We start from the raw sequence: 14,701 nt of genomic DNA on the forward strand, positions 1-14,701 counted from the left end.
TGATATATCGGCAGCGGCGGACAAATATTCAATGGAATGACAACAGGATTAGGCCCATGGCATTAACGTTTAAAAGAGGTTTCAGGCCAGAAAAGCAAAGCGCGAGCCGTGCTCGCGCTTAATCATTTCACGACGGACGCAGGTCTTTACAGGTCCATCTGTTGCTGTAAATGCATGGCGGCAATCGGCTGCCAGATCTCCGTCAATGCGCCCTCTTTACCGGTGAAAGGGTCCTGCGTCGGCAGTGGCACTTTTTTTACCTGTTCCTGGGCCATTTTCAGCTTAGCCGGTTCATCGGGCAGCGTCTCCGGCGACATGCCGTGCGGATAGGCACCAATCACCATGAAGTCGTCGCTGGCGCTGACCTGACGATGCCCGACGCCTGCCGGAATCAGCACCGCATCACCGGCGCGCAGCGTCACCATCCGGCCACTGTCGCCGCCAAACAGTACTTCTGCCCAGCCCTCCGCCACGCCCAGCAATTCGTGGGTGTTGGGATGAAAGTGGGTGTAGGGAAAAATCGGATAGCGCCAGGCGGGTGGCCAGCCGTTCTCTTCAAACGTTTTCTCAAACCACGTCGCGATTTCCTCATCTTCCGGCACCACGCGCGGCCAGATAATCAGAGGTAACGGGTTATTCGGGACGCCACCCGACGGGATGCCAAGCATAAGATGCTGAGGATTATCAGAAGCCCCGGCCGAGAAAGTGCCTGCGGCAAAGGACATCATTAACATCAGGCTGGAGGATGAGGCACACATACAGGTTCTCCGGTTTTTTATTAAGTGTGGCAAACCCGCGGCACAATGCAATGTGCGCCAGACAACACATTTTGGATAATTGACTGATATTGCTGCCTAAAGCCAAATGTGTCGTTAACAATAGGGCAAGGCTGTGTATGGGTGGCAGAGGGTAGCGGTTTTTACTGCGGCAAAGTGTTGCAAAATGTCAGGTGGCAGGATGACCAACAACGGTTTTATCAACTGTTATATAAAAAATGCACGAATCTGTTTCTGATATGCTTGACTGTTATCTGTTGTAATAGCTAACAGATGACAGTGAGGTAACAAATGGACGCTATTAAACAAATCCTGATTGACGAGATCGCTACGCTTAATCGCGAAGAACGTCGCGACAATTTGCCGCGCTTTAGCCTCTCGTTTCTGAAAAAACACCCTGGCCTCTGGGCAGTCATGTATCTCTGCTATGGCCTGTGCGTGGCGCTGATTTTCTCTACCGAGATGCTCGGCTGGCCCGCCTTCTGGTTTGCCACCGCATTTGTGCTGGTGATGAGTGTTCTGATGCTGCTGGATATCAACCCGAAATATCGCTTTGAAGATATTGATGCACTCGATCTGCGCGTCTGCTACAACGGCGAGTGGTATTACATTCAGCCCGTGCGCGAGCAGGCTATCTCTCGCATTCTGTCGCTGCCTGAAGCGCCGGAACGGGTGAAGACAGGCATCCAGCGTCTGCTGACGCAAAAAGGGGAAGTGGACTTCTATGATGTCTACTACCTGACCTGGGGTCACCAGGAAGCGGCGCAGGTTTAATCTGCCAGCGGCTTCGCCATCAACTGACCCAGCGTTTCTATTGCCGCCTCGGCCCGGCTATCCCACGGCCAGGCGGTATTCAGCCGAAAACAGTGGCTGAACTGCTCTCCTGCCGAAAATAACTGCCCCGGTGCAATGCTGATCCCCTTCGCCAGCGCCTGCTGATAGAGCCGGGTCGTATTGATATGGTCCGGCAGTGTCACCCAAAGGAAATAGCCCCCGCGCCCTTCACTGACCGTTGACTGCGGTGGCAGTACTTTCAGTAATGCCTGGCGCACCATTTGCTGTCGTTTCGCCAGAATCTGTCGCAGCCGCTTAAGATGGGTGTCGTAACGCCGCGTAGCGAGGAAATCGGCCAGCGCCAGCTGCATTGGCGCGCTGGTAGAAAGCGTGCTCATCAGCTGAAGCCGCTGAATGCGCTGCGCATGTTGTCCTGCCGCAACCCAGCCAACGCGAAATCCTGCCACCAGCGACTTTGAAAACGAGCCGCAATGCAGCACGTTCCCCTGACGATCCCAGGCTTTAGCCGGCAGCGGCGCAACATCACCCGCCCAGAGTTCGGCATAGACATCATCTTCAATCATCGGCACCTGATAACGCGCCAGTAGTTCGACCAGCTCTTGTTTACGCTCCGGGGTTAAGGTCACGCTGAGCGGATTTTGTAGAGTCGTCATCAGCCAGCAGGCTTTCACCGGCCAGCGCTGCAGGGCCTCCTCCAGCTGGGCAAGGTCGATGCCCTGCTTTGCATCGACCGGAATCGCCAGCGCCTTGAGTTTGAGCCGTTCAATCGCCTGCAGCGCACCATAAAAACCCGGATGCTCAATTATCACGTAATCGCCCGGCTCGGTCAGGGACTGCAGACTGAGGTTGAGTGCCTCCAGCGCCCCGCTGGTGATGACAATTTCATCCGGCGACAGCGTAATGCCCTGCCGCGCATAGCGCTGGGCCAGCAGCTGTCGCAGCGTGGCGTTGCCAGGCGGCAGATTGTGCAGCGCATCCGTTGGGGTGAGATGGTGAGAGACGTTTGCCAGCGAGCGCATGAGCTGGCGCTGCGGAAAGAGCGCGGGATCAGGAAAAGCAGAACCAAACGGCACGATGGCGGGATCGCGCGTGGCCTGCAATACATCAAACACAAAGTCGTTGATATCGACCTGTTCGCTGATCGCCACGCTCAGCGGTGCGGGCGCCAGGGCACGCGGTGCCACGTAGTAACCTGATTGTGGACGAGAAACGATCCAGCCCTGGCTTTCAAGCAACTCATAGGCATGCAACACGGTCATCAGGCTGACACCCTGCTGCGCAACCTGCTGACGCAACGAAGGTAAACGGGTGCCAGGCAGCCAGATGCCGGCCTCTATTTGCTGCTGAATCTCATCCATCAATCGCTGGTATTTCGCCACGGGTCGCCTCTCCCTGTTTTACCGTGAATAATCTGGCCGCGAGACTTTACCACGGCAGGCGATCAATGACAGGCGGTGCGAATCGCTTATCGTCTCAATTCACGCGGATACTCTGCTGTGTCAGGTGTGTCAGATTGCAGCAACCTGCGGTGTCAGCAGCGGTTCAGCTTCACTCATCTGGCGGATATCCGTAACGACCTCTTCATCTTCTGCTACCACAAAGTTCGCCAGCTCCGGCACCTGTTCCGCGGGAACCGGCCTGCCCAGCAGGAAGCCCTGCAGCGTATTGCAACCCAGGCCGGTCAGAAAGGCCTGCTGTTCAGCGGTTTCAACGCCCTCGGCCACCACTTTCAGCTGCAGTGACTGCGCCAGTGCCACAATCGCCGACACGATGGTGGCATCTTCCGGCTGATGCTGGAGTTCATTCACAAAGGCCCGATCGATCTTAAGTTCGCTGGCCGGTAGCCTTTTCAGGTAGAGCAGGCTGGAGTAGCCGGTACCAAAGTCATCAATCGAGGCTTTCACCCCAAGCTGAGTCAGCTCGGTGAGAATACGCACACTCTCATCGGGATCGCGCATCGCGGTGGTTTCCGTCACCTCCAGCGTCAACAGTTCGGCCGGAATCTGATGTTTTGCCAGCGCATTCACCACTGTCTCTACCAGATTCGATTGCTCAAACTGCAGCGCCGACAGGTTCACCGCCACTGACCAGTCCGTATGGCCCTGTAAATGCCACTGGCGCAACTGGCGACACGCTTCATTAATCACCCAATTGCCGATGTTGACAATCATCCCGGTTTTTTCCGCCATTGGCAGAAATTTGTCAGGCGATAACAGACCCCGTTTTGGATGTTCCCAGCGCAGCAGCGCTTCGAAACCAAGAAGCGGGCCGCGTGGCGCGCAATATTTTGGCTGATAGAACAGGCGCAGCTCATTGTTATCCAGCGCCTGCCAGAGATCATTGTTCAGCTGAAGCTGGCTCTGCGCCTGAATGTTCATTGAGGGCTGAAAAAAGGTGTAACCATTGCGGCCATTATTTTTGGTGTGATACATCGCCGCATCGGCGTTGAACATCAGTTCACGCTCATCCTCGCCATCGCCAGGATAGACGGCGATGCCGAGGCTCAGCGAGACCACCAGCTCATAGCGTGAGATATCAAACGGACGGTCCACCGCTTTCACCAGTTTATCGGCAATGGCCGCCGCATCATTGGGATCGTCGATCTCCACCAGCAGCACAAACTCATCACCGCCGAGTCGCGCCAGCGTGTAATAGCCAGCCATCTGCTGGCTCATCCGCTCAGTCACGCCCACCAGCAGACGGTCGCCAATGTGATGCCCGAACGCGTCGTTAACCGCCTTAAATCCGTCCAGATCCATAAACATCAGGGCAAACAGCGTCTGCTCACGATTCGCTTTGTTGATCGCCTGCTCCAGCCGATCTTCCAGCAGAATGCGGTTTGGCAGGCGAGTCAGATTGTCGTGCAGCGCCAGCTGTGCCAGTTCGCGGTTCGCTTCAGCCAGTGAACTGGCGAGAATGGAGGTGCGGGCCTGCATACGTGCATCCAGCATCGAGACCAGCAGAGTAATCCCCAGGATTGAGATAGTGACTACCGTGACCAGAATCGCCAGCCAGTTACTGTTAACGCCCTGCCCCATCGAATGGCTGTGAGCGGGAAACTCTGCCGCCATCATGCCGGTGTAGTGCATGCCCGCAATCGCACAGCCCATCACCACGGATGCGCCAATGCGCAACAGGGTCACCCGGCCAGTCTGACCTTCACGCAGGTTAAACGCCAGCCACAGCGCTGCGCCAGAAGCGGCCAGCGCGATCACCACCGAAAGGCCTATCCAGCCCCACCGCCAGACAATGCCCGGCGAGAACATCAGGGCTGCCATACCGGTATAGTGCATCGCCACGACACCGCTGCCGAGAATCAGTGCGCCGCCCGCCAGGCGCGGCAGGGGCAAATCGCCACTGCAGACCAGCCACAGGGCAAATATCGATGCGCAGACCGCGATGGCAGCGGAGAAGGCGGTCAGCCCGGCGTTGTAGCTCATAACCATCTCCATGTTCATCGACAACATGCCAATGAAGTGCATCGCCCAGATGCCGATGCCCATGGAGAAACCGCCGCCAAACAGCCAGACCAGCGCGACTTTGCCCGTGGAGTGCACCACCCGTCCCGCCATATCTAAGGCGGTAAACGAAGCCAGCATCGCGACAAGAACGGAGACGATGACGATAAAAGAGTCGTATGAGGTTGCTAACATAGTGCGTTCCCGCGAAAAGCCGTGCTTGTGTTTAGGTAAGGGATTTTTAAACTTCTTTTCTTAATTATCGGCACTGCCTGGCGGTTAATGAGCCGCGAACCCTGCATCTTTCCACTCACTCTGAGTGCTGAAATCTATCGTCAGCGTCAGACGGATGCTGATGCCAGAGGCGGTCGCAGTACGGGAAAACGAAACGCCTCTATCCGATCCGCTGGCGTCGGCTTGCCCAGCAGATACCCCTGCAGCGCATCAAAGCCCAGGCTGGTGAGCAGGTGCTGCTGCTCTTCTGTCTCAACCCCTTCCGCCACCATGCGCAGGTTAAGACTCTGCGCCAGGGTCAGCATGGCGCTGACCACGGTCGCATCTTCACTGCCGGGTCGCAGGCAGTTAATAAAGCTGCGATCGATTTTGAGTTCGCTGGCATCCAGATCTTTCAGATGCAACAGGTTGGCATAGCCGATGCCAAAATTATCGATGGCCACACTGACGCCCGCCTGCTGCAGTTCACGAATACGTTGCTGGCTGAAGAGGGGATCGCGCATGGCAATCGCTTCCGTGATTTCCAGCATCAGTGCGCTGCCTGACAGCTGGTAACGCGCCAGCGTCTGCATTAGCGTGTTGAGTAAATCACGCTGGTGAAACTGCAACGCGGAGAGATTGACCGAGACCGTCCAGTCGCTGTTACCCTGGTTATGCCAGATTTTCAGCTGACGGCAGGCTTCATCAATCACCCAGTTGCCCAGTGCAACGATCTGGCCGGTTTTTTCGGCGCGCGGCAGAAACAGCTCAGGCGTCAGTAACCCGCGTTGCGGATGCTGCCAGCGCAGCAGTGCTTCAAATCCCATTAGCCGTGTGCCGCCGGAACGGAATTTGGGCTGATAGAAGAGCCGCATCTGTTGCCGATCGATCGCCTCCCACAGATCGTTTGCCAGCGCCAGCTGATGCTGCGTCGCATCACTCATCGCCGGTTCAAACAGGCACCAGCCGTTACGTCCGCTGTGTTTGGTGTGGTACATCGCCGAGTCGGCATTGAATAACAGCTCCTGCCGGTTACGACCGTGCAGCGGGAATATCGCAATGCCCGCACTGAGGGAAACGTGTAACACATAGCGATCCAGTTCAAACGGCGTACTGATCACTTTGACCAGTTTTTGCGCCAGCTGACGGGCTGGATTGATATCGCATGCCTCCGCCATCAGCACAAATTCATCGCCTCCCAGACGCACCAGCAGCATCGTGTTGCTGAGCTGGCTTCGCAGCCGTTCCGACACAGCCACCAGCAACCGATCACCGACGTGGTGTCCCCAGGTGTCATTGACCGCTTTGAACCCATCAAGATCCATATAGATCACGGCAAAGCGATTCTCATTGAGCATAGCCTGTTTAATCACCAGATCGAGCTGTTGCTCCAGCATGACCCGATTGGGTAGCGCGGTTAGATTGTCATGCATTGCCAGCTGACGCAGTTCCTGGTTAGCGCGTCTGAGTCGGGTCGCCAGTCGCGCGGCACGCAGTTGGGCATCCAGCATGGAACTCAGCAGCGTAATGCCCAGAATAATCAGCGTAATGAGCGTTACCCAAACCGCCAGTCCTGGATTGCTCACACCACCCGGCTGCATCATACTGCTCTCGCTGAATCGCGCTGCCGACATGCCGACATAATGCATACCGGCAATGGCCATCCCCATCACCAGTGAGGCCAGTCCCCGCATCAGCAGCAGATGATGGTCACCCTGGCGCAGATGAAACGCCAGCCACAGCGCCACGCCCGAAGCAACAAACGCAATGATCATGGAGAGCACCACCCGCAGCACATTCCACTCAGGTCGCGGCTCAATCAGCAGGGCATACATGCCGAGGTAGTGCATCACGACAATCCCTGAACTCAGGATCAGTGCGCCGCGCAGTAACCGATAACGGGTGAGATGCAGGCCGCCCACTGTCTGGCCAAAAGCGAGCATTGACGCCATGATCGCCACCAGCAGCGAGAGGATCGTCAGCCGCGTGTCATAGCGCATCGTCATCGGCATCATCATCGCCAGCATACCAATGAAATGCATTGCCCAGACGCCAATCCCCATCGCAGTTCCGCCTGCCAGCAACCAGAATCGGGCGCTCCAGCCACGGGATACCGCCACCCTTCCGGCAGTATCCAGCGCTGTAAATGAGGCAATAAACGCGACGATCAGCGAAACGCAGATCAAAACGCTATCCCAGGTGACAAGCAACATGTGCAGCTCCTCACCACCCGCTGAGAAACGGGTGCTGTGTAAAGTCAGAAAATGATTTAAAAAAACACCCGTTGGGTGAAAGTCATTAAATGTCGGTTTTTATTGTCCCGGAGGCCCGGTAAAGCGCGCCCCCAGACGCAGGGCATTTTAAACCTGCATCTTATTACCCGCCTGCTGAGACAGCCGGCAAATCGTTATTATGTCTGATTGGTACAGGAACATATCACCGAAGCGGAAAGCATGCCAGAGACCGAAAAAACAAAGAGTTTTCTTTTTCTTTCTTGCTGTTATGCCTTGCTGTTACTGGGTTATCGGCCACTTAAGCCATTTGATTAATGAAAAATAAATGGCAGGGCTTCGCGTAACGCTTTAACTGATCTATAGTAAGTAAAACTAATATAAATCATCATTCTTAAGTCTAAGATTTTCCTCAGGACAGCGGCACTAACCGCCTTGTAATTTTTATTTCATCATTTTGAGTTGAATCGTTAATAAACACCGGGTGAAAAAGCACTGACTCTCGATAATCCGTAAGGAAATATTATGAAACTCAAGCTTTTTCTGTGTGCCGCTGCAGGATTAACTGTCGCAATGACACCCTTAACCCAGGCGGCAACGACCTCGGGAACCATCAATGCCACGTTAACGCTAACCACGGGTTGCCTGGTTAACGGTCAGTCAGCGACGGCGGGCGTTAACTTCGGTACCCTGAATTTTGGTAGCAGTGCAGCGACCTTCGACACCCTGAACGCCACGCTGGTCGGAGCGGCGGGTAACGGTATTTTTGTCCGCTGTACTACGGGTCAGGACTATAACGTGGTGGTGACCAGCAGCAACGCTGCGCCAGCGACGATTTATGGCACAGCTTCCACATCGCCGCGTTACCTGATTCTGGGATCGAATAATGCGCAGGGCATCGCCTATACCCTCTACAGTGACGCCTCTTTTACCACGGCTATCGCCAACAATACGCCAATCGCCGCCAGTGGAACCACGGACCCAACACTGGGCACCAACTACGCCATTTATGGCCGGGTTGTCGGTGGCGGTTTTAATCCCCTGATTCCTGCCGGAACTTATACCGATACGATTAACGTTGCCGTGAACTATTAACGACTGTCGCAGGTAGATAAGGGTGGTTCTCTGGCGATCCAGCCTGATGATCGCATGCGGTCTGCCTCTGCTGTCAGGGTGTTTCAGCGCCTGGGGTCTGCCCACCAGCACCTTTCAGGTCACGGCTTCTGTCGTGGCAGGCTGCGTAATATCCGGAACCAATACCGGTGTTTTCGGCACACTTAACTTCGGCACACAGTCTGGCGTGGCGGCCACTTCCGCCAGCGCCAGCTTTGTGCAGAGTACCTCGATAAATCTTGCCTGCACGCCGGGCACCACGCTGAGCATGAGCATTAATCAGGGCGCCAACTTCACGACCACCCGCAACCTGAAACTGCCCAACTTCAGCAATACCGTTCCCTATACGCTCTTTAGTAATGCCAGCCGCACCACGGTGATCCCGGTCAATCAGGCGGTGCCGCTGAGCTATAGCAATGCCAATAACATTACGCTGCCGATCTATGGCCAGCTGCAACTGCCCGGCACTGCGCGCGCCGGCGTTTATACCGATACGCTGACCGTCACCCTGAGCTGGTGAGGCGATAGAAAACAAGGATACGATCATGAAGCCACTGCGCGCCCTGCTGTTGCTGTTAAGTTCTCCCCTATTCCATGCAGCCTTTGCTGCTAACTCTGTGATGATATGGCCTATCGATCCCGCCATTAATCCTGAAGAGAAAGCCAGCGAACTCTGGCTGGAGAATCGCGGTAACACGACCACGATGATGCAGATCCGTGTTTTCAGCTGGCAGCAAATCAATGGACAGGAACAGTACCAGACCCAGCAGCGGGTGGTCGCCAGCCCGCCAATGGTGCGAATGGAGCCAGGACAAAAACAGCTGGTCAGACTGATTAAACAGACGCCGCCTGCGGCCGGTAAAGAGCGGGCTTATCGGGTGGTGCTGGATGAGATTCCCACGCCGCGCAATCCTGGCGAGAATCAGGCCGGGCTGACCTTTCAGATGCGCTACTCAGTGCCGTTGTTCGTCTATGGCACCGGGCTCTCCACCGACAGTGCCCGTCCGGCTCTGCGCTGGCAACAGATTAGCGAAGGAGGCAAGCGCTGGCTGCAGCTGACCAACAGTGGCAATGGCCATGCCCGACTGAGCAATGTGACTATCGGCGGTCGCAGACTGGGCGACGGTTTATATGGCTATGTGCTGGCGGACAGCACATATCGCTGGCCACTCACCACGCCGGTCAGCGGCGAACTCACTGCAGAGGTCAACAAGAGCCCGTGGCGCAGCGCTGCCCAGAAATAAGCGCTGAATGAGACCTTTTTCCCTGCATCCCTGCGCGCTGGCGGTAGCCAGCGTCATTTACGCCTTAACGCCGGATCCTGTGCTGGCGGAGACTTATTCATCCCTGCCACCACCGCCCAGCCTGCAGACCAGCAGCAGCGGTCAGCAATATATGCTGGAGCTGGTGATTAACCAGCAGGAAAACGGCAACATTGTACCAGTCGAGCAGCGCAACGACCATTTCTGGCTGCGCAGCGGCGATCTGCAGCGTGCCGGTCTGCCACTGGATAAGCTGGGTCAGCAGGCGCAGATCGATGTCAGCAGCCTGCAATCCGTCAGTGTGGAATATGACGCCTCCCGTCAGCGGCTGCTGCTCACCGTACCACCGGAATGGCTTCCCGGTCAGGTGATTGGCGAGGCGAAGAACGGACCGCGCTATCCGGGGCGCACCAGCGGCGGCGCGCTGATTAACTACGATCTCTACGCCAGCCGTACTGATACCACCGGCACCCGGCTTTCTGCCTGGAATGAACTGCGCCTGTTCGGTGATGCCGGACACGTCTCTACCAACGGCGTCTGGCAGCAACAGCTGGAAGGCAGTACTACATATCAGGACAATGGCTATATCCGCTATGACAGCTGGTGGAGCAATGAAGATGAGAACGCGGCGGTGAGCTGGCGGGTCGGGGATCTGGTGACTAACTCGCTTGCCTGGAGCAGCAGCATCCGACTCGGCGGCATCAGTGTGGGTCGCGACTTCAGCGTCCGTCCTGACCTGGTGACCTATCCGCTCCCCGCCTTCTCTGGCCAGGCTGCAGTCCCCTCCACCGTCGATCTCTTTATCAATGGCTATCGATCCGGTCAGGCAAATGTGCAGCCTGGACCGTGGTCATTAACCAATGTGCCATTCGTCAATGGTGCGGGTGACGCGGTGATCACCACCACGGATGCGGTCGGCCGACGCGTCACCACCACCATGCCGTTTTATGTCTCCAGCAATCTGCTGAAATCGGGGCTGGCTGACTACGCTATCTCCGCCGGGGCGATTCGCGAAAATTACGGCATTAAAAACTTCGATTACGGTGCGGCTGCCGCCAGTGGCTCATATCGCTACGGCATGACCGACTGGCTGACGCTGGAGAGTCACGCCGAGGGCAGTGAAAATCTGGCGATGGGCGGGCTGGGAGGTCAGCTTCGGGTTGGCAGCTGGGGCGTGGTTAACGGCGCGGTGGCGCAAAGTCATCTTGATAGCGACAGCGGCAGGCAATATAGCTGGGGCTATCAGTATAACAATCGCTGGTTCAACATCGGCACGCAGCAGACCCAGCGCAGCAGCGACTTCGGCAATCTGGCCCTGGTCGGGAGCCGTGCAGGTAGTCAGGCGGATAGCCGTTACGCGCTGTCGCGCCGCACTGCCCAATACAGCGCCAGCGTCTCACTAAACCGCTTTGGCAGCGTCGGCGCCGCCTTCATCGATATCACCGACGGCCAGGGCGATCGCACCCGTCTGTGGAACCTCTCATGGAGTAAGAATCTGTGGGGAAACAGCAGCCTCTATGTCTCCGCCAGCCGCGATCAGGATGAGAAGAGCTGGACCGGTGCGCTCTCGCTGGTGATCCCGTTTGGCGAGCAGGGCAGCGCGGCGATTAGCACCGAGCGCGATCAGCGCGGTCGCGATAGCCAGCGCCTCTATGCCTCCAGTGCCATGCCCAGCGACGGTGGATTCGCCTGGGATGCCTCATGGGCGAATCAGAGTGGCGACAGTGGCGACTACCGGCAGGGCAGTCTGCGCTACCGCAATAACCATATCGACACCTCGGGGGGCTTCTACGGTGATGATGACAATCTGACTCAATGGGCCGATGTCGCCGGTGCCCTGGTATTGATGGACAACAGCGTCTTTGCCGCCAACGCCATCAACGACGCTTTTGTGCTGGTGAAAACGGGCTACCCCGACGTTAATGTCCGCTATGAGAATCAGTCGATGGGACGCACTAACCAACAGGGCTATCTGCTGGTCCCCGCCATCAGCAGCTACTACCCGGCCAAATATGATATCGACACCCTCGACCTCCCCGCCGATATGACCACGCCCCATGTTGAGCAGCGTTTTGCGGTGAAACGTCAGAGCGGCTACCTGCTTAACTTCCCGGTGGAAAAACTGCGCTCTGCCAGCGTGATTCTGGTTGATGCACAGGGCCAGCCGCTGCCCGTCTCAAGCCTGGTACAGCGTGCGGATCATGCCACTGAGTATGTCGGCTGGGATGGCATCGTCTGGATGGAAAATCTCACTGCCAGAAACCCCATGGAGGTGGTGACGCCCGATGGCCGCCGCTGTGAAACCGAACTGCGCATCGCCAGCGGTCAGCCGCAGGCGCTGAAAACCTATGGCCCTCTGACCTGCGCGCTGCCCGCGCCCGCCGCAGGCAGCGCCGCCTCTCCCGCTGAATCTTTCACGTCCGGAACCCAACCATGATTAAATCTCTGTTACTGGCTGCCCTGCTGCTGACACTGCCGTCGCTGAGCTACGCCGCCTGCGGTCTGCCCGCGTCGACCGCCAGCTTCGGCTCAGTCTCGACGTTTGTGGCGAATACCACCGTCAGCTCGGTGACCACTAACGCCAACGTCAACTGTGGCGCAGGCTCGGCGTTGTCACTGCTTGGCAATAACCAGATAACGTTTCAGCTGACCGGCGCGACCAACATCAGCGGCACGCGGGGCGTCCTGAAACGCAGTGGTGACACCGGCAGCGATAATGTGCCAGTACGGCTCTGCGCCGACAGCGCCTGCGCCAGCGAACTGACGATTGGCAGCACGCCGTTTGTTTACAGCTCACAAACCCTGATAAATCTGGCCGGTTTGCTGGGCAGTCTTAACTTTGCCATTCCCGTCTATCTGCGCACTGTTCCCGGTCAGGTGGTTGCCGCGGGAACCTATTCCGTTACGCTAAATATGGCGGTGACTTACCGCATCTGCACCAGCATTGGCGTGGGCAATCTCTGTTTAAGCGAGCAGAACGGCAGCGGCGTGATTCCGATTAACGTTACCGCTGTCCTCACCAACGATTGCACCACGATCACCGCACCCAACATCAGCTTTGGCAGTGCGCCACTGGTGAGTAGCTTCTCCGCTGTATCGCAGACCATTAACGTGCTGTGCAGTAAAGGCAGTACCTATACCGTCGGGCTGAACAATGGCAGTTATCCGGCGGGCAGCGTCAGGAACATGGCGAGCGGAGCGAACCGTCTGAGTTATGAGATTTATAAAAGTGCCACCAGCAATCGCTGGGGAGCGGCAGGCACTGAACGCTGGAGCAGTACCACCTCAACAGCGGTATCAGCGGATGGACTGACGCGCGGCTTTAACTACACCGCGCGCATCCTGAACACTCAGAACACGCCGCCTGCGGGAAATTACAGCGACAGCGTGGTCGTCGATTTATCGTTTTAAAGTGACGCGCTGACCGTCGTTGTGACGCTGTGACGCCTCTGATACTGCTTCACCATCCGGCCAATCAACAGCGTACCGATCAGCCCGCAGACCGCCGCAAAGGTGAGCCAGACGCCAGGCATCGCTTTGTCACCGGTGGCGTGAATCAGATAGCTGGAGATGGCAGGTGTAAAGCCGCCAAATAGCGCAGTCGCCAGACTGTAAGCCATGGAGAAACCGGCAGCGCGCACTTCAGCCGGCATAATTTCTGCCAGATAAACCACCATCGCACCGTTATAGCTGGCATAGAGAAACGACAGCCACAGCTCTGCTTCCAGCAGGTGAGCGAAGCTGGCCGATCCCACCATCCAGTGAAGTACCGGCCAGGTGGTGACAATCATCAGCAGGGTGAAAATGATCAGCAGCGGACGTCGTCCCACGCGGTCAGACAGCGCACCCATCAGCGGCAGCCAGAAGAGGTTGGAAACACCCACACAGAGCGTCACCAGAAACGCCTGCTTGTCACTCATCATCAGTACGGTTTTGCCAAAGGTCGGCGTAAAAGCGGTGATCATGTAGAACATCACCGTGGTGGTGACCACCATCAGCATGCCCGCCAGCACCAGCGCCCAGTTGCTGGCGACCGACCGCATGATTTCCGTCATGCTCGGATGATGTTTACGTTTACTGAACGCTTCAGTCTCTTCCAGCATCCGGCGGATATAGAACAGGAACGGCACAATCAGACAGCCAACCACAAACGGGATACGCCAGCCCCACTCCGTTACCGCCTCTTTCGCCAGCAGATGATTCAGCATCAGGCCCAGCAGGGCAGCAAAGATCACCGCAATCTGCTGACTGCCCGACTGCCAGCTCACGAAGAAGCCTTTGCGTCCTTTGGGTGCAACTTCGGCCAGATAGACCGATACGCCACCCAGCTCAACCCCCGCCGAGAAGCCCTGCAACAGCCGCCCCAGCAGAATCAGAATCGGTGCTGCCACGCCTAAGGTGGCGTAACCCGGCACCACCGCAATGGTCAGAGTACCAATCGCCATCAAGCCCAGCGTCAGCAACAGGCCTTTGCGACGACCGTGATGGTCGATGTAGGCACCCAAAATGATCGCCCCCAGCGGGCGCATCAGGAAACCGGCACCAAAGGTCATCAGGGTCAGCATCAGGGAGGCAAACGGGTCATCACCCGGGAAGAAGGTTTTTGAAATGGCGGTCGCGTAGTAGCCAAACACCATGAAGTCGTACATCTCCAGGAAGTTACCACTGGTGACGTTGAAGATAGTTCGGGCAGCACTTTTCGGCGGCTTTTGTAAAGACGGGGTGTGACTCATAACGGCTTCCTGTTGTTTTTTAGCCGTTTTAGCCTGACTGAAGCGGGATTAATGTGACGTGAGTCACCATTGCACTTTACAAATCTATGTACATAAGTAACAACAAATTAACAATTCAAA

The 14,701-nt window shown here is 56.7% G+C and carries 11 protein-coding genes; 6 read left to right on the forward strand and 5 right to left on the reverse strand.

The genetic code is table 11. The features are described from left to right. Positions 1-146: 146 nt before the first annotated feature. On the reverse strand, positions 147-758 hold the full coding sequence (locus tag P2R09_RS20590; RefSeq protein ID WP_275772427.1) for a cupin domain-containing protein: 612 nt from the start codon (positions 756-758) through the stop codon (positions 147-149). Positions 759-1,067: 309 nt separating this feature from the next. On the opposite strand from P2R09_RS20590, the gene P2R09_RS20595 reads away from it, so the two are divergent. Beyond that, the gene (locus tag P2R09_RS20595) at positions 1,068-1,550 is read left to right on the forward strand and encodes a YlaC family protein (RefSeq protein WP_003848494.1); all 483 of its coding nucleotides are present in this window, start codon (positions 1,068-1,070) and stop codon (positions 1,548-1,550) included. On the opposite strand, the gene P2R09_RS20600 is transcribed toward P2R09_RS20595, so the two are convergent. From P2R09_RS20600 to P2R09_RS20610, 3 genes are all read right to left on the reverse strand, one after another. After that, the gene (locus P2R09_RS20600) at positions 1,547-2,950 is read right to left on the reverse strand and encodes a PLP-dependent aminotransferase family protein (RefSeq protein WP_105099908.1); all 1,404 of its coding nucleotides are present in this window, start codon (positions 2,948-2,950) and stop codon (positions 1,547-1,549) included. The two genes, P2R09_RS20595 and P2R09_RS20600, sit on opposite strands and share 4 nt — an antisense overlap. A gap of 129 nt (positions 2,951-3,079) precedes the next feature. Continuing rightward, positions 3,080-5,224: a bifunctional diguanylate cyclase/phosphodiesterase gene (locus P2R09_RS20605; RefSeq protein ID WP_275772430.1), complete on the reverse strand. Its 2,145-nt coding sequence runs from the start codon at positions 5,222-5,224 to the stop codon at positions 3,080-3,082. A gap of 146 nt (positions 5,225-5,370) precedes the next feature. Next, positions 5,371-7,455: a bifunctional diguanylate cyclase/phosphodiesterase gene (locus tag P2R09_RS20610; RefSeq protein ID WP_275772432.1), complete on the reverse strand. Its 2,085-nt coding sequence runs from the start codon at positions 7,453-7,455 to the stop codon at positions 5,371-5,373. A 543-nt stretch (positions 7,456-7,998) separates the two neighbouring features. Between P2R09_RS20610 and P2R09_RS20615 the strand changes: the two genes are divergently transcribed. Genes P2R09_RS20615 through P2R09_RS20635 form a run of 5 tightly spaced genes read left to right on the forward strand, consistent with a single transcriptional unit; the run spans position 7,999 to position 13,259 of the window. Beyond that, on the forward strand, positions 7,999-8,568 hold the full coding sequence (locus P2R09_RS20615) for a spore coat protein U domain-containing protein (RefSeq protein ID WP_275772434.1): 570 nt from the start codon (positions 7,999-8,001) through the stop codon (positions 8,566-8,568). A 46-nt stretch (positions 8,569-8,614) separates the two neighbouring features. Next, positions 8,615-9,106 (forward strand): spore coat U domain-containing protein, encoded by a 492-nt coding sequence (locus tag P2R09_RS20620; RefSeq protein WP_275772436.1) that lies wholly within the window; start codon positions 8,615-8,617, stop codon positions 9,104-9,106. A gap of 25 nt (positions 9,107-9,131) precedes the next feature. Further along, on the forward strand, positions 9,132-9,830 hold the full coding sequence (locus P2R09_RS20625; protein ID WP_275772439.1) for a molecular chaperone: 699 nt from the start codon (positions 9,132-9,134) through the stop codon (positions 9,828-9,830). Positions 9,831-9,837: 7 nt separating this feature from the next. Further along, the gene (locus tag P2R09_RS20630; RefSeq protein ID WP_275772440.1) at positions 9,838-12,285 is read left to right on the forward strand and encodes a fimbria/pilus outer membrane usher protein; all 2,448 of its coding nucleotides are present in this window, start codon (positions 9,838-9,840) and stop codon (positions 12,283-12,285) included. Then, positions 12,282-13,259, forward strand: coding sequence for a spore coat U domain-containing protein (locus P2R09_RS20635; RefSeq protein ID WP_275772442.1), 978 nt, complete (start codon positions 12,282-12,284; stop codon positions 13,257-13,259). The genes P2R09_RS20630 and P2R09_RS20635 overlap by 4 nt, the downstream gene beginning before the upstream one ends. Here P2R09_RS20635 and P2R09_RS20640 read toward each other — a convergent pair. After that, on the reverse strand, positions 13,256-14,581 hold the full coding sequence (locus tag P2R09_RS20640) for an MFS transporter (protein ID WP_275772444.1): 1,326 nt from the start codon (positions 14,579-14,581) through the stop codon (positions 13,256-13,258). The two genes, P2R09_RS20635 and P2R09_RS20640, sit on opposite strands and share 4 nt — an antisense overlap. Between the last annotated feature and the right edge of the window lie 120 nt (positions 14,582-14,701).

Source organism: Pantoea sp. Cr_R13 (genome assembly GCF_029222565.1).
Lineage (GTDB): Bacteria > Pseudomonadota > Gammaproteobacteria > Enterobacterales > Enterobacteriaceae > Pantoea > Pantoea eucalypti.